The following is a 15,537-nucleotide window of genomic DNA, read 5'->3' on the forward strand; positions in this document are numbered from 1 at the left end:
CTTAGCACGCGCCCTTCGGAGCGGCGGTAACGAACACTTGATAACGGCGATAGCGGTCGCTACGTTATCGTTGGTATCTCGATGGTGTTTCCGGTGATACTGAGAGAGGACGTTCAATGATCGTCGTGACCGGAGCAACGGGGCAGCTTGGCCGCCTCATCGTGGAGAAGCTCATCGCCCGCGTCCCCGTGGACCAGGTGGCCGTCAGCGTCCGGGACGTCCAGAAGGCCCAGGACCTGGCGGCGCGCGGCGTCCGGGTGCGGAGGGGGGACTTCGCGGAGCCGACGAGCCTCGCGCAGGCCTTCGAGGGCGCGACCCAGGTGCTGCTGGTCTCGTCGAACGCGGCCGCGCATGGGGGCGATCCCCTGGCCCAGCATCGCTCCGCCATCGACGCCGCGCGGTCCGCTGGCGCGCGGCGCATCGTCTACACGAGCCACATGGGCGCGAGCCGCACGTCGGCGTTTCCTCCGATGCTCGACCACGCGGCGACGGAGCAGATGCTGGCCGGATCCGGACTGGCGTGGACCTCGCTTCGCAATGGCTTCTACGCCTCGAGCGCGGCGTTCCTGCTGGAGCGGGCCCTGCCATCGGGCGTCTTCGAGGCGCCCGCGGACGGGAAGGTCTCCTGGACCACGCACGCGGACCTGGCGGAGGCGGCGGCGGTCATCCTGACGAACGAGGGGCGCTTCGACGGGCCGACGCCGCCGCTCACGGCGTCTCAGGCGCTGGACTTCGGTGAGCTGTGCGACGTCGCGTCGGGCATCCTCGGGCGTCCCCTCCGTCGAAGCACCGTGTCGGAGGACGAGATGCGCGCGAAGCTCGTGGCGGGCGGCATGCCCGCGCCCGTAGTCGGCATCTCGCTCGGCCTCTACCGCGCGAGCCGCGACGGCGAGTTCGCGGCCGTAGACCCCACGCTGCGGCAGCTGCTCGGGCGCGAGCCGACGAGCATGCGCGAGCTGCTCGCCGGGAAGCTGACGCTCAGGGCGCGGGGATGAACCGCGGCTCCCCGGGACGCAGGAGCCCCAGATACTTCAGCCACTCCTCGTACTCGCTGTCGTACGAAGCCCGGCGCACGTAGACGTCACCAAAGTCCCCCGAGGTGGGCGTGGCGCGCAGCCACAGGTCCAGCGCGCCCGTGTCGTCCAGCCGCGCCACGCCGATGTCTCCCGGCGACGGCGTCCCCGGCAACGGGGGCAGCGGCTCCACACCCTCGTCAGGCTTCGTCTGGAGGCCCTGCATCCGGTCCCGGATCGCATCCAGCACCCAGGGGTCCATGCCCGGCAGGGCGCGCAGGCGGGCGTCCTGTGCCTCCAGCCGCGCGCTCAGCGTGGGGAGCACCTGGGTGCGGAGGGTCTCCACGGCCCGGGCATCCCAGCCCAGGTAGCGGGTGCTGGTCTGGAGGGCCAACTGCAACCGGCCCAGGTCATCCAGGGTCGGCAGGTCCTGGGTCCGGGCCAGCCACGTTTCATAGAACGTGCGGAGGAACCACTCCTGGTCGTGCCGGATGACCGGCACCGCCTTGCCCCATTCCCAGTCCGGCGCGAGCCCCGTCTGCCCCAGGTGCCAGGTATTGAAGCCGCCGCGCTCGTCGGCGAACTTCGTGAGCTGCGTCCAGCGGGACTCGGCGTCGGGGCGGGACTCGATGAACGCGCGGCAACGGCGCATGTCCTCGGCCGAAGCGCGCGGGTCCGCGGCCACCAGGTCACACGCCTTGTCCACCGCGCCGCCTTCCACCGCGGCGCGCAGTGCGAGCCGCGCTTCCTGCTCCTGCCGTGCGCGGTGACGCGACGTCGACCACTCGCCTCCCATGATGGACAGGAATGCGGTGACGGCGCACGCGACCAGCGCCACCATGGGCAGGCCCATCCCCAGCGGCACCGAGTCGAACGGGCGGTCCGACAGGAAGCGCCGCCAGCCGACCCAGAGCGTGAGGAGGAGCGGAAGCACCGCGAGCACGAAGGCCAGCCCGTTCAACGCCTGATGCAGCGGCGTGGCGGAGTGCCGGTACGACTCGCTGCTGAAGGCCAGGGTGAAGAAGGTGCCGACCAGCAGCGCCACGCCCAGCCCCAGCTCCACCAGCAGACACACTCCCGCGACGACCGCGCTCATCTTCGTTGCCCCTGTCCCGTCGCGGTCAGGGCCCCATGCTCCCGGCCGCGCGCCGTGAGCGTAGCCGAAGCGGAGGTCGCTATGCCGCGAGGGGACGGCTGGAGGCGCCACCCTCACGGAAGATGCGCGGGTAGACGCTCCGGGCGACCCGCGCCGAGAAGAGGATGGCCTCCTGGTCCTCGGGGTCCGTCAGCTTCCCCAGGATCCTCACCATCTCCGCCACGTGGTCTCCGTCCAGGGCCCCATGGCTGCGCAGGAACGTCACCGACTTGTGGATGTTGGGAATGGCGGCCGCCGCCTGCATCCGCTCCGCCCACCGGCCCGCCCGCGTCTGTGACAGGTACTCCAGCACGTACGCGGTCCCCAGCACCGCCGTCGGGACGCCCGCGCGCGAGGTGAAGAAGTTCCACCCCGTATAGGCATCCACCGCCGGGCTCTTCGCCGCCGCCTCCACCTGCTCCTGCGACCACCCCAGGTTCTTCAGGTCGGACAGCAACCACAGGTCGTGCCCCCGCTCCTCCTCCCCCTTCTGGACCAGGAGCTCCGCCAGCTCCGGATGCCGCCCCAGTCGCCGCAGCCGATGGCCCGCCTCGCCGAGCAGCGCCGTGCTCCAGCGGGCGTAGTGGTACGTCTGGACGAGGTAGTGGATGTAACCCTCCGCGTCGAGGGTGCCCTCCAGCATGCGGCGGGCGTCGGGCTGCGCATCCACCGCCGCCACCAGCGCACGCGCCTCCGCGTCCAGCGCCGCCAGCCAGTTCGCTCCCGCCTGATGATCCGCTTGTGTTTGCACGTGAGTCTCCTGTCCGGGGCCATTCGGGCTCCCGGCGGATGGGTGTTGAAGGTGAAGGAAGAGGGGAGCGCCGCTCCGGGCCTACGCGGCGGAGCTCAGGCTGTTCTCCAGCGCATGGAAGCGCGCCAGGGAGTCCGCCGGGATCTCATCGAGCGCCATGATCAGCGGCAGCGTGAACCACTCGAAATACGCGTCGTAGAGCGGCTCTGCGATGAAGCGCGCCCCCATCGTCCTGGCAAAGAGCGAGGGCGACCTGGGAACCCGCAGTCCGTCCAACAGCCCCTGCTTCGCTCGCGCCCGCTCCTCCGGTGTGTAGAAGAGAGTCCGGGCGTGCGCCGCGGCTTCCCGTGGATCAGGCACGGCCACCCGGAAGCAAGGACTCCGCCATCCCCGGCTCGCCACCACCTGCCACGACAGCAGTGCGTCCTCGGGCGAATCCGTCTCCAGGTTCGCGGAAGCAATCCAATGGGTTACCCCGCGCCGCCGGCTCTCCGCGTACATGCCCGCCTGCAGCCAGGTCACGGCCTCCGAGCGCCGCCACTCCGGCAGCACGCAGAAGCGCGAGGGCTCAGCGAACCTCATCCCCGGCCGGAGCAAGGCCGAAAGGTCCAGTCGCTGCTCCAGCTCGAGCCCCACCGTCCCGCCCAGGTTCGCCGCCACTTCCGCATTGGGCAAGGCAATCCGCATCGTCGCTACCGGCTCGGCGCCGTCATGGACGAGCACATGCACGGTGGTGTCGAGCGTGTCGACGCAGGTCAACTCCCGCCGTGAGAGCGCCGATTGCTCGGACAGCAATCCCAGTTCGCCGCCGAAGACAGCCCAGCGGATCCGCGCCGCGTCATCCAACTCCCGTTGGGTGGTGGCGACACGCCAATGCCAATGCTTGCGCCTCATGGGTCGTCTCTCGGAAACGGGCACCGCCCGAGGCCTCATGCAAGGCCCCGGGCGGCGTGAGGCTCACGTCACTGCATGATGGTGACGATCTGCGCGAAGCAGGTGTTGATGTCGATGTAGGAGTTGATGGTGTCGAGGGCACAGACGGCGCCGCCATAGGTGCCGTAATAGACCGTCGCGGTGCAGGCCCCGGCGTTGTCGGCGATGTCCACGCGCCAGACGCACGTCTTCGCGCCGGCCGGGTTCGCCGGGTCGACCGTCCAGTAGTACTGCTGGGAGAACGACGGGGCCGGCGCGGGGGCGTCGATCTGGAACCCGCCCAGGTTGGCGGTGGGCACGGGGTAGGGCGAGAACACGCCGTTGAACGTACCGTTCACGATCTGGAGGCCCAGGGAGATGGTGGCGCCGCTCTGGTTGGAGACGAAGAAGTTCTCCAGGGCCGGGCCAATGGCGGCGCCGCCCTTCACCTGCGGAACTTCGAACGCGCCCTCGCGAACGCTGACGTACTCGTTGCGCTGGGAGAGGAAGTCGGGGAACCCGAGATCGGCCGGACCGGCAAAGGCAACCGACGGCGCGAGGGACAACAGGGAGGCGGCCAGGAAACGCTTCACGTTCCTCGTCATGGACTGCTCCTGAGTTGATTGTGTGGGGTTGGCCGAAGCCAAGGCATTCCTAGCACTGGTCTTGATTTAACTGCAAATCAGAACGAGCAAATCATGTGATTCCTGTGAGCGCGGACGATTGCGCCCGGGCCGCGTTGCGCATTGCATCGGGGCCCGGCTAGGGGATTCCCACGGGTCTGCCCATACACGCCGCCTGGGTTTGGAGTGCCCCCGCTCGCCGGCCAGGCGGGCGAGCGGGTCAAAGGCATACGCGCTTTCGCGCGGCTTTAATCAATGGCAGTCGCGTTCGGCATGGGCATGCGCGACCGGGTGCGCTGGCGCCAGAACAGGAACACGGGCACGCCCGCGCCAAACAGCAACGTGCCCTTGAGCGCGTTGAGCGGGTTGGAGGCCGTGGAGCCCAGGATCACGTACAGCGCCGCCGCGATGAAGAGGAGCGGGGTGATGGGGTAGCCGGGCACCCGGTACGCGGCGCGGGGCACCAGCCCCTGCCGTTCGCGAGCGCGGTAGACGAACAGCGTCGCGGCCGTGGCGCCAAAGATGAGCCAGTCGGCGAAGACGACGTAGTCGAGCAGCTCGCCGTACGTGCCCGTGCCCGTGAGGAGGATGGCCCAGGCCGCCTGGAAGAGGATGGCGTTGGAGGGCGTGCGGTAGCGCGGGTGCAGCCGGGCCATCCACGGGAAGAACAGTCCGTCCGCGGCCATCGCCTGGTACACGCGCGGCGACACGAGGATGACGAGGTTGAGGAACCCGAAGGTGGAGAGGGCGACCCCCAGGGTGATGAACGTGCGGCCCGCGGGGCCGATGATCTGGCCGAGCGCGTCCGCCGCCGGGGCGCTGCTCCCCGCGAGCCCCACCGCGCCGAGCGTGCGCAGGTAGGTGAGGTTCGCGAGCAGGTACACCGTCACCACGCCGATGACGCCGAGCAGCAGGGCGCGCGGCAGGTTGCGCTCGGGGTCGACCATCTCCTCGGCCACGAAGTTCGTCTGCTGCCACCCTCCGTAGCTGAACAGCACCGGGACGAGCGCCGCCCCCAGCGCGAGCACCAGGGAGTCGGGCGCCTCCGGAGCGGCAACGGCTTCCACCGCGGCGGGAGGGGGGCTGTCGAGCAGGAGCCCCGCGCCCACGAGCACCGCGAGCGCCAGCAGCTTGAGCACGGTGAAGATGTTCTGCGTGAGCGCGCCGGACCGCACACCGAAGTAGTTCACCCCGGAGAGCAGGAGGATGGCGCCGACGGCGAGGGGGAAGCGGAACCCGGGCCCCAGGCCGGTGAGCGCGAGGGTGTAGTTGGCGAAGGTGACGGCCACCGCGGCGATGGCCCCGGTGGCGATCATCAGCATCAATCCCCACGCATTGAGGAACGCGGGCAGCGGGCCGAAGGCATCGCGCAGATAGACATAGCTGCCGCCCGCCTTGGGGATGCGCTGGCCCAGCTCTCCGTAGATGAAGGCGCCAATGAGCGCCACGCCCCCGCCGAGCAGCCACACGGCCAGGGTGAGCGCGGGCGTGTGCACGCGCTGCGCGACGATGGCCGGGTTGAGGAAGATGCCCGAGCCGATGATGCCGCCAATGACGAGCATCACCCCCGAGAACAAGCCGACGCGTCGAGCGTAACCGTCGCGGTGGGGCGCGGCTTCATCCGGGAGGGGAGAGGGGCTCATGGCCCCCCAGCATATCGGCTGGCATGGCTGCTCCCGAACAGGTTCCCTGCCGGGAGTGGAGCCGGGCTTCACCCAGACTCTGGGGGAGCGCTAGTCCGCGATGGTGCAGAGCATGTTCTGGCAGGTGCCCTCGCCCGGGGGGCATTCACTGAGGAGACAATCCCTGCACGAGATGGAGCAGATCCGGGGCCGGGGCGCGGCGGGGTCACCGCCCTCTGTCACGGTGGTGGCTCCCGAGGCACGCCCGGCGGCGGCCATGGACGGGGACTCCGGAATGGAACTGGGGACCACCGCCAGGGCCGTGCCTGTGATGAGTCCCACCAACAGGGCAAGGCCGGACAATGACTTCATCAGCTGGGTCGAGTTCATGTTTGCCTTCCTGGTTGAGCCGCGATTGCCTTGTTTGTCATAGGCGTGGCCGTCAGCCACTTGCAATGCGCGGCGTTCCATTCCAGGTCAGCAGGCGCGCCTCGGGTTCAGAAAGAGGCGTTCCCCGCGGGCGCGGCACCGAAGCGGCTCAGCCCACGACGGCCGTGGCTTCGATCTCGACGAGGACGCCCGGCTCGTAGAGCACGGAGACCCCGATCAGCGATGCCGGTGCCGGAGAAATCCGCAGCTCCCTGGCGACCTGCTCGATGCCGGCGAGGAAGTCAGGCATCGATTCGCGCTTCCAGTCGACCACGTAGAACGTCAGCCGGACGACGTCGTCGAACGTCGCTCCAGCGGCCGCGAGGGCGATGGCGACGTTGCGGTAGGCCTGCGCCACCTGTCCGGCCAGGTCGCCGCGAGCGACCAGCTGGCCATCCGCGTCGTACGCGACCTGCCCCGCGATGTGCACCTGCCGGGTGCCGGTGGCGATGGCCACCTGCCGGTACACGTCGGGCTTCATGATTCCATCGGGGTTGAGCAGGGTCACGGGCATGGAGGATCTCCAGAGGGGATGCGAGTGCCGGACTCGTATACCGGGCCCATTGACGAACAGCGTTCCCCTCTCCAGCGACGCGGTCGCTACAATCGAGCACCCTCGATGAAGCGCGCCCACCTGGATGAGATCTTCGCCTTCATGTCCGTCGTGGACGCGGGCAGCTTCGTGGGCGGCGGAGAGGCCCTCGGCCTGACGCGCTCGGCGGCGGGCAAGGCCCTGGCCCGACTGGAGTCCCGCCTGGGGGTGCGCCTGCTCAACCGCACGACACGGCAGCTGAGCCTCACCGATGAGGGCCGCGTCTTCCATGAGCACTGCCTGCAGGTCCTCGCGGCCCTGGACGACGCGGAGGCCAGCGTCGGGCAGCGCACGGGGACTCCCCGAGGGTTGCTGCGGCTCACGCTGCCCGCCGCGTTCGGCAGACTGCATGTCCTTCCCTTGCTGCGGGACTATCTGCGGACCTGGCCCGAGGTGCAGGCGGAGGTGAGCTTCTCCGATCGCGTCTCGGACATCATCGAGGAGGGCTACGACCTGGCGGTGCGCATCAATGCTTCCAGCACCGATACGCGCCTGGTTTCGCGGACCGTGGCCCGGTACCCGGTGTTCGTCTGCGCGGCGCCCGCCTACCTGGAGGCGCGCGGCGAACCCCGCACGCCAGAGGACCTGTCCGCGCATGAGTGCCTGGTCTTCAGCAGCCGGACGCGACGGCAGCACTGGCACCTGCGCCAGAAGGGCGGCTCCACAGTGAAGGTGGAAGGACGGAGCCGCCTGCGGCTCGACAGTGGCGAGGCGATCCGGGACGCAGCCGTCGCGGGGCTGGGCATCGCCTATCTTCCCGGCTTCCTGGTCGACGAAGACCTGGCGGCCGGGCGGCTCAAGGCGCTGCTTCCGTCCTGTGAGACGGAGCACGTCCCGATCATGGCGCTCTACCCCAGCAAACGTCACCTGCCGGCGAAGGTGCGGCGCTTCATCGACCTGATGGTCGAGCAATGGAACACGAGCGTCACGGCGCGATGACGAAGGAATTGCTGCTCACCGGCTCCTGGACGCTCCGCCCCTGGGCGTCGGTCTCCAGGGTGTCCACGTCGTGCACGATGCGGTACTCGCCGGCGGCCAGCTCCGAGGGGAGCTTCAGCGTGCCATGGGCCCGGGCGCTGGCCTTCAGCGTGTGCTGGCTGGCCTGGCATGCCTCGTCCTCGCCCAGGTGCGGTGTGTGGCTCCACCCGGTGTCCTCCCTGCGCTCGACCCGCACGAAGCAGAGGTTGTAGCCCACCTCGCGGGTGCCCTCGTTGCGCAGCTCGAGCTGGACGGTGTCACCGGGGCGGTACTCCGTGGCGTCCGTGGAAAGGGAGACTTCGACCTCCCCACAAGCCACCAGCAGCGCGGTGAGGGCCATCAATGGAACGGTGAGTCGCATCTGCGTCCTCCTGGGATTGAGTCCCCGGCGCTGATGCAGACGTCAGGCCATGGTCATCCCATCGTTTTCCGGAGGGGCCGCGCCGACAGACATCTCAGTTATTTGAGAGTCCCGCACCCGTGGACACGAAAAAGCCCCGCCTCCCCGGGCGTGCCGGAGTGGCGGGGCAGGGGGCCATCCACGTCAATCTGTCATTGCCCGTCGAGCCTGCCGTCCAGGTTCCGGTCCAGCGCGATGCGCGTGCCGGAGCCCGGAGGCACCGCGGTGAAGGTCACCTCCTGGCCCAGCGTGTTCGCCAGCGCGCGCAGGGCCGTGGTGGTGAGGTTGGCGGTGCCGTCGTCCGGCTTCCACGTGCCGGCTGCGCGGTCGAAGAGGAAGCCCTTCACGCGCGTGCCGATGGCGGCCTTCGCCACCAGGTCGGCTTCATATGTGGAGCCGCCGAGGATCTTCGACACGAAGGGCGCCTTCGCCCGGGCGATGAGCAGGTCGATGCGCGCTCCCACCGCGGAGGCGTTCGTCGACGTGAGCGTCACCTGCTGTCCGACGATGGGCGCCAGGTCGGAGTCCACCGCCATCATGTAGGCCTCCACCTCGCGGCGCTCGGTGTCGCTGCGGAAGCCCACCAGCGGCCCGCCGATGCTGGTGTTGGAGAAGACGATGGCGCTGAAGAAGCGGAACAGCGTGTCCACCGCGCCGTCGTGCGTGTAGCCGAAGCCGCGGATCTGGTCGCCCATGGGGCCGGATTCCGAATGCTGGAAGAAGCTGTTGTCCGGGAAGCCGAACATGCCGACCTTCGTGTACATGTTGCGCACGTGGGGAATCTTCATGATCTGGCTGATTCCCTCGAAGCTCGCCTGACCGTCGGTGCCGAAGAAGCCCTGCGCGGCGTCGATGGCGTGACAGCCATTGCAGTTGAAGCCGGTGTTGCTGCCAATCGCCAGGCCGTCCACGCGGCGGCTGCCGAAGTAGAAGTCGCGGCCGGCCGCCTGCGTGGACGTGAGCGAGTTGTCCAGCTTGCGGATGGGGTTGGGCGGCAGCTGCACCTGGAGCTGGAAGTTCGTGAACTGGTTCATCTCCGCCTCGGTGGGCTGATCCGCGCGGCCGAGCAGCCCGGGGAAGGCGACGACGAAGTTCTTGAACGACAGGGCCTCGTCATATGAACCCGAGCCGAAGAAGCCCGTCGACCGGTCCCCGCGCCAGTGCATGGCGCCCGAGGTGGACATGCCGCGCAGGGTCTGCGTCGTCATGGGCCCCTTCATCGGGTGGAAGGAGTTCTGGTTGCCGGTGCCGTTGACGTCCGAGCTCGGGTGGCCGGTGAGCAGACGGAACGCGCCAATCTCCAGGTTGCTCGCGAGCCGCTTGTCGATGGCGTTGGTCGTCACCGGGTCATCCGGGTTGCCCAGGTCCCAGGCGAGCTCGTCCTTGTCACCGAAGATGTGGCAGCTGGCGCAGGAGGCCTCTCCATTCGCCGAGGAGAAGTTCGCGTCGTAGAGGAACGGACGGCCCTGCACGACGGAGGTGGGCTCGGGGTTGAAGAGCGCCGCGGAGGCCACCTGGCTCTTCGTGCCCAGGTCGATGACCTTCACCGCGTTGTCGAAGCGGGTCATCACGTAGAGGCGGTTGCGCGCCTCGTCCAGCACCAGGCCGCTGGGGCCGCCGCCGCTCACCGGGATGTAGTTGGCGCTGGCCGTCCGGGGATTGAAGGTGTCCGCCTCCAGCGCCGCCGTGTCGAAGACGCCGACCTTGCTGGAGCTGAACGCGGCCACGTAGAGCTTCGCGCCGTCGCTGGAGATGGCCATCTCCGTGGGCGTGGAGAGGCTGTGGTTCTTCGCCGTGGGGTCGAAGCCGGGATCGCCGGCCAGCTTCGAGTAGTCGATGTGCTTGTTCAGGTGGCGGGGAGACACCGTCGTCCCCTTGATGACGGTGATGCGCATCTTCGCGATGTTGCCCTGCACCGTGCTGCCGCCGAAGGTGCCGGGGCCCTCGAAGCGGGTGAGGTTGTTGGCGTCGCTGTTGGTCGCGTACACCGCGCCCGTCTTCGGGTTGGTGGCCAGGTTGAAGACGGTGGTGCCCACGCCCGTGTAGAACGCCTTCTGTTGCAGGCCGTCCGCGTCGATGGCGAAGACGTCCTTGTCCGGCAGGTTGAAGCGCACGCCGTTGTTCCAGCTGCGGCCGAGCGTGTCCTCCCAGCGGTTGGTGGCGCTGTTCCACTTGACGATGAGGCCCGTCTCCGGCGCCTTCGCGCCCTGGGCGTTCGTGGACGGACCGGGCAGGCCGCCCAGGAAGAGGTTGTTGCCCCACGGGAACGAGTCCGGCTGCACCAGGCACACGCCCGCGCTGCCAAAGCCGTTGCACACGCTGTCCATGTTGATGGTCGTCGTCCGGTTGCCGGACTGGGCGATGCCCGCGTAGACCGTCTTCTTGTCCGGGCTGACGGCGAGGCCTCGCGGCGTGTCGCCGAAGAGCGTCAGGATGCGGACGGGCGTGCCTCCCAGCGTCGTCCCCAGGGCCGCGGGGTTGAAGACCCAGATGTCCGCGCGGCCCACGCCCGGCGTGGTGAGCTGCGGATCCCCCGCGCCGGGCACGGAGGCAATGGACGGATCCGTGCGCTGCTGGCCGCGGTGCGCGGTGGTGATGAACGCATTGCCGTTGGCGCCGGCGAAGACGATGTCGCGCGGCTCGTCACCCACGAGCAGCGTGCGCACCACGTGCGGCGTGCCGCTCACGCTCACCACGCTGACGCTGTCGGACAGGTGGTTGACCACCCAGACCTCGGTGTTGTTGCGCACGGCGACGGACACGGGCTCCAGGCCCACCGGCACTTCCGCCGCGAGCGACAGGCCCGCGCTGGTGACGTTGAAGATCTCCAGGCGGTTGTCCGGCGTGTTGACGGCGAACAGCTTCGTCCCGTCCGGAGAGAGGGCCAACGGACGCACGTGCGCGCTCTCGAATTCGATGAACGAGGGCGCCTGGGCTGCGGCGGGGGAGGCGACGAACAGCGATGTGGCGGCGCACAGCAGACCGGCTCGGGTGCGCCACCGGTTCTTGCTCGGGCCCACTTGCGGGGTACGGACCATGGGGATCTCCTGGGTGAGCGGGAAGAGCTGCGCACTCGGGATTACCAGTGAGGCCCGCGACATCGCCCCCTCCGAAGGGAGGGGCAGGGGAGGGGGGCTGTGACGCATTGCGGTGTTTGCTGCCTGACATGGGGGGCGCCAGCGCCCCGGCCCCCGCCCGAGCGGACCGTGGTCTACTTGGCAATGCCATCGGTCTCAGGGGGAACGTGCCCATGGGCGATCCGCTCTCGCACCTGCTGCCGACGAAGCTCTCGCCGCCGCGGACGGCGTCGGTGCTCGTGTCGCGGAGCGCGGCGCTCCGGAAGATTGAACGGGGTGTCGGCGGCACGCTCGTGCTGGTGACGGCGCCGCTGGGCTCGGGCAAGACGACGCTGCTGACGCAGTGGTACCGCGAGGTGGGCGGGTCGCGGCTGCTCGCGTGGCTGTCGCTCGACGAGCGGGACAACGCGCCCGAGCGCTTCTTCTCCTATCTCGTCGGGGCCATCCGCCGCGCGGCGCCGGAGTTCGACGCCTACATCGCGAGCCAGCTGGACGCGCAGGTGGCGCCCCCGCTCGACCATGCGACGACCGTGGTGCTGCGGAGCCTGTGGAACCTGGGGCGCGAGCTCGTCGTGGTGATTGACGACTTCCACGTGCTGCGGGAGCGCTCGCTGGTGCGGGCCTTCTCGTACCTGCTGGACCACGCGCCGCCGCACGTCCATTGGATCGTCTCGTCGCGCAGCCCGCCAGAGCTGGACCTGGCGAAGCTGAAGCTGACCGAGCAGCTGGTGACGCTCGACGGCCGCGACCTGGGCCTGGATGGGGAGGCCATCCATGAGCTGGGCCAGCGCCTGTGCGGCGCCGCGCTCAATCCGGAGGACGTGGAGTACCTGCGCGCGCGCACCGAGGGCTGGGTGGCCGGCGTGAAGCTGGCCCTGCTGACCGCGGGCGAGCACGCCAGCGTGAGCGACGCGCTCCGCAAGGCCGTCGGCTCCAACCACGACGTGGCGCGGTACCTGGCGGACGTGGTGCTGCGGGAGCAGACGGAGGAGGTGCACGCGTTCCTGGTGCTGAGCTCGGTGGTGGACCGGCTCAACGGAGAGCTGTGCAACGCGCTCCTGGGCATCACCCAGGGGCCGGCGCTGCTGGCGGAGCTGGAGCGGGCGCAGCTGTTCATCCAGTCGCTCGACACGCAGCAGCAGTGGTACCGGTACCACCCGCTGTTCCTCGACTTCCTGCGCACGCAGCTCGCGTGCACGTATGGCGACCGCATCCCCCGGCTGCACCGCGCGGCGAGCGCATGGTTCGCCGAGCACGCGCTGCCGGACGAGGCCCTGACGCACGCGTTCGCTTCCGGAGACCGGAGCTGGTGCCTGGAACTCACGGCCCGCTGCGCGGAGGCGTGGATGCGCGAGGGCGAGATTGCCTCCGTGCTCCATTGGACGGCGAAGCTGACCGCGGAGGAGACCTTCCACGCGCCGGCCATCTGCGTGGCGCGCATCGCGTGCCTCATCCTGTCCCGCGGCTTCGCGCCGGCCTCCCTGGCATTGCAGGACGCGCAGCGCCGGCTCCAGACGGCCTCGGCGGACCCGGAGCGTGAGCGGCTGGCGCGACAGCTCTCCCGGCTCGCGCTGCTGCACGCCGTCCTGTCGGACTCGGCACCGGCGTCTGACATTGAGTTGGAGACGTCACCCGGGGACGAGGACCCGGACGTCTTCATGGCGGGCTCGGTGCTGGCGGCGAAGGCCTACCAGGCGCTCCGGCAGAACCGGTTCGATGCGATGCGCCGGCTCGCCTCCGTCGCGCGCGAGACGCTGGCCGGACTGAACAACCCATACATGGTGGGCTACACGGACGTCCTCATCGTGCTGGCGGACCGGGCGCAGGGGCACATGAAGGACGCGTCGGACCGGTGCGAGGCGGCGTTCGAGCGCGCGAGCCGCGGGCGGCGCAACCCGGTGTGGGTGAACGCGGCGACGGCGCTGGCCACCACCCGTTACGATCAGAACCGGTTGGATGAATCCGAGGCGCTCTGCATCGAGGTTCTCCCGCTCCTGTCGCAGGCGGCGGTGTTCGAGACCTTCGCGGTGGCCTACCTGGTGCTGGCCCGCCTCAAGGCGATCCGAGGGAAGTACGCGGAGGCCTGGCAGCTCTTGGACTACCTGCACAGCGTGCTCGAATGCGGGCACCAGACGCGCTTCCTGGCCCATGTCTGCGGCGAGAAGATCCGCCTGTCGCTGGTGGAGCAATCCCCCGCGAGGATGAAGGCGGTGGCGCGGGAGTTCGACCTGGGCGAGCGCATGCGCCGGGGCGAGTGGAGCGAGCGGCGCTTCTACGACGAGACCTGGGAGCAGCTGGGGGTGGCGCAGGCGTGGGTGCTGATGGCGAAAGGGCGGCACGACCGGGCGCACGGGCTGTTGGAGACGCTGCGGGCCAGCGCGCATGACGCGGGCTGTGTGGCCCGGGAGACGGCGCTGCTGGCCGCGCTGGCGGTGTGTCATTGGCGCGCGGGAGACCCAGCTGCGGCGTTCGCGGCGGTGAACCGGGGGTTCGCGCTGGTGCCGCGGTTCGGCTTCAGCCGGGGCGTGTTCGACGAGACGCCGGGCTTGCAGGAGGTCATCGTCGCGGCGGCCACGCAGCGCAAGCTGAGCCACGTGCTGCCCGCGCGCTACACCCAGCGGTACCACGACCTGCTGTCCCTGGGCCCCAGCGGGCCGGCCGGAATCACGCCCCTGCCCAGCGCGCCGCTGGAGCCGCTGACCGAGCGGGAGCTCCAGATGCTCAAGCTCCTGGCCCAGGGGCTGAGCAACCAGGAGATCAGCGAGCGCTCCAACGTGGCGCTCTCCACCACGAAGTGGCACCTGCGCAACGTGTTCTCGAAGCTCGAGGTGACGACGCGCACCGCGGCCATCGTGAAGGCGCGGGAGCGGCTGGCGCGGAACCTCTGAGGAGGGCGGCGAGGCCGAATACCTCCGACAGTCCGGTGATGCCGATGTGTGGACGAGCAGGCCAGCACCCCGCCCCTGCCTCCCTATTGGCGCGGGCGAAGAGTTGTGTGGGGGAGATAGCTGGCAGGCACTCGTCGCATGCCCTGTGAGGCGGTCTGCGGCACGTCGAGTCCTGGCTCCGTGCGCATTGAAAGCACGAGGCCTACGCTGTGTGTGAGAGGAGGCCCTGATGTTTGTACACGCGACATACTGGATGTGGACGCGGGGGCGTATATCAATCTCACAGACAATCTCACTCGATCGCGGACGTCGCTACCTCGTGACAGGCGCCCTGACTGGCAAGGCTGGCAGTGAGCTGGGTCAGGTTTTCATTTCTACCGTCTGTACGATGCGAAGCGAAGATCAGATCCTTTGCGGAATCCGAGATGATCCGGCCGACCCGCCAGAAACCAGCATCTCGAACCTCGGCATCGTTGAACTCATCAACAACGCCGTTCGGGTCACGGTGAAGCTCCGAGGCGACGGCGGGCTCCACAGGGGGGAAGGCGTTGTCTACGACATCACCTGACCTGTGAAACAGGGAGGACGCCATGACCATGGTTTCGTATGCTGTCTATGACGTGGACACGGGAGAGGTCGTCCATGTGCATGTCGAGCCGGACGGGCTCGACACCGCTCCCGAAGAAATCGTCCAATTGGCCGATGCGCGCCGAGCGCGACGCCTGGGTGTCATTCGGATGCCCAAGGAGGGTTTCCCGGCGCAACCCGTCCGTGTCGTCGCGGGCGCGCTGCGGGCCGCGGACAAGGACGCCGGCTTCGGGGCGGCCGGAGGCACCAGTAGAATTTTCGAGCCTGTCGCCGAACGTCGTTATGAACTGCGAGGCCCCGGCAAAGACACCAATCCTGACGACAGTTGAGTCATCGCAGGCACTCATTCAAGCACCCGTAGCACCGCCGTCGCAGGGCGAAGGCGGTTACTCTCGCGGTGGACTAGGGGCTGTCCCTGATTAACGCAGCCAGAGAAGCATGGATGCGACGTGCAGGACGGCGAGGTAGCAGGTCGCTGTCTTGTCGTAACGGGTGGCAGCGGCGCGAAAGCATTTGAGGTCGTGGAAGA

14 protein-coding genes are annotated in these 15,537 nt (G+C 69.0%); 4 read left to right on the top strand and 10 right to left on the bottom strand.

What is annotated here, in order from left to right; all coding sequences use genetic code 11:
- The first annotated feature begins 116 nt into the window (after positions 1–116).
- Positions 117–995, top strand: a complete 879-nt coding sequence (locus D7V80_RS13290; RefSeq protein ID WP_120588508.1) for an SDR family oxidoreductase — start codon at positions 117–119, stop codon at positions 993–995.
- Here the strand turns inward: D7V80_RS13290 and D7V80_RS13295 are convergent.
- From D7V80_RS13295 to D7V80_RS13325, 7 genes are all read right to left on the bottom strand, one after another.
- Positions 979–2,109, bottom strand: a complete 1,131-nt coding sequence (locus tag D7V80_RS13295; protein WP_120588509.1) for a hypothetical protein — start codon at positions 2,107–2,109, stop codon at positions 979–981. The two genes, D7V80_RS13290 and D7V80_RS13295, sit on opposite strands and share 17 nt — an antisense overlap.
- Positions 2,110–2,188: 79 nt before the next feature.
- Positions 2,189–2,899, bottom strand: a complete 711-nt coding sequence (locus D7V80_RS13300) for an iron-containing redox enzyme family protein (protein WP_120588510.1) — start codon at positions 2,897–2,899, stop codon at positions 2,189–2,191.
- Between the two features lie 81 nt (positions 2,900–2,980).
- On the bottom strand, positions 2,981–3,793 hold the full coding sequence (locus tag D7V80_RS13305; RefSeq protein ID WP_120588511.1) for a GNAT family N-acetyltransferase: 813 nt from the start codon (positions 3,791–3,793) through the stop codon (positions 2,981–2,983).
- Between the two features lie 68 nt (positions 3,794–3,861).
- Entirely contained in the window at positions 3,862–4,416 is a 555-nt protein-coding gene (locus tag D7V80_RS13310) for a hypothetical protein (protein ID WP_120588512.1), read from the bottom strand.
- Positions 4,417–4,682: 266 nt separating this feature from the next.
- Positions 4,683–6,077 carry an APC family permease gene (locus D7V80_RS13315; RefSeq protein ID WP_120588513.1) on the bottom strand — a complete coding sequence of 465 codons (1,395 nt, stop codon included), beginning with the start codon at positions 6,075–6,077 and terminating at the stop codon, positions 4,683–4,685.
- 90 nt (positions 6,078–6,167) lie between these two features.
- Positions 6,168–6,446, bottom strand: a complete 279-nt coding sequence (locus D7V80_RS13320) for a hypothetical protein (RefSeq protein ID WP_120588514.1) — start codon at positions 6,444–6,446, stop codon at positions 6,168–6,170.
- Positions 6,447–6,594: 148 nt separating this feature from the next.
- Positions 6,595–6,999, bottom strand: a complete 405-nt coding sequence (locus D7V80_RS13325) for a RidA family protein (protein WP_120567074.1) — start codon at positions 6,997–6,999, stop codon at positions 6,595–6,597.
- Between the two features lie 105 nt (positions 7,000–7,104).
- Between D7V80_RS13325 and D7V80_RS13330 the strand changes: the two genes are divergently transcribed.
- Positions 7,105–8,016: a LysR family transcriptional regulator gene (locus tag D7V80_RS13330; RefSeq protein ID WP_120588515.1), complete on the top strand. Its 912-nt coding sequence runs from the start codon at positions 7,105–7,107 to the stop codon at positions 8,014–8,016.
- Here D7V80_RS13330 and D7V80_RS13335 read toward each other — a convergent pair.
- Both D7V80_RS13335 and D7V80_RS13340 read right to left on the bottom strand, forming a co-directional pair.
- Positions 8,003–8,416, bottom strand: a complete 414-nt coding sequence (locus D7V80_RS13335; protein ID WP_147447092.1) for an immunoglobulin-like domain-containing protein — start codon at positions 8,414–8,416, stop codon at positions 8,003–8,005. The genes D7V80_RS13330 and D7V80_RS13335 overlap by 14 nt on opposite strands.
- Before the next feature lie 191 nt (positions 8,417–8,607).
- A complete protein-coding gene (locus D7V80_RS13340) occupies positions 8,608–11,493 on the bottom strand; it encodes a YncE family protein (protein WP_120588520.1) in 2,886 nt (961 codons plus the stop codon).
- Between the two features lie 212 nt (positions 11,494–11,705).
- Between D7V80_RS13340 and D7V80_RS13345 the strand changes: the two genes are divergently transcribed.
- Entirely contained in the window at positions 11,706–14,420 is a 2,715-nt protein-coding gene (locus D7V80_RS13345; protein ID WP_120588517.1) for a LuxR C-terminal-related transcriptional regulator, read from the top strand.
- Positions 14,421–14,712: 292 nt separating this feature from the next.
- Here the strand turns inward: D7V80_RS13345 and D7V80_RS41405 are convergent, their stop codons facing one another.
- Complete coding sequence (locus D7V80_RS41405; protein ID WP_147447093.1) at positions 14,713–15,012, bottom strand: hypothetical protein; 300 nt, start codon at positions 15,010–15,012, stop codon at positions 14,713–14,715.
- Here D7V80_RS41405 and D7V80_RS41410 point away from each other — a divergent pair.
- Positions 15,011–15,337 (top strand): hypothetical protein, encoded by a 327-nt coding sequence (locus D7V80_RS41410; protein WP_147447094.1) that lies wholly within the window; start codon positions 15,011–15,013, stop codon positions 15,335–15,337. The genes D7V80_RS41405 and D7V80_RS41410 overlap by 2 nt on opposite strands.
- Positions 15,338–15,537 lie beyond the last annotated feature (200 nt).

The sequence above is a fragment of the Corallococcus sp. CA054B genome (assembly GCF_003611625.1).
Lineage (GTDB): Bacteria > Myxococcota > Myxococcia > Myxococcales > Myxococcaceae > Corallococcus > Corallococcus coralloides.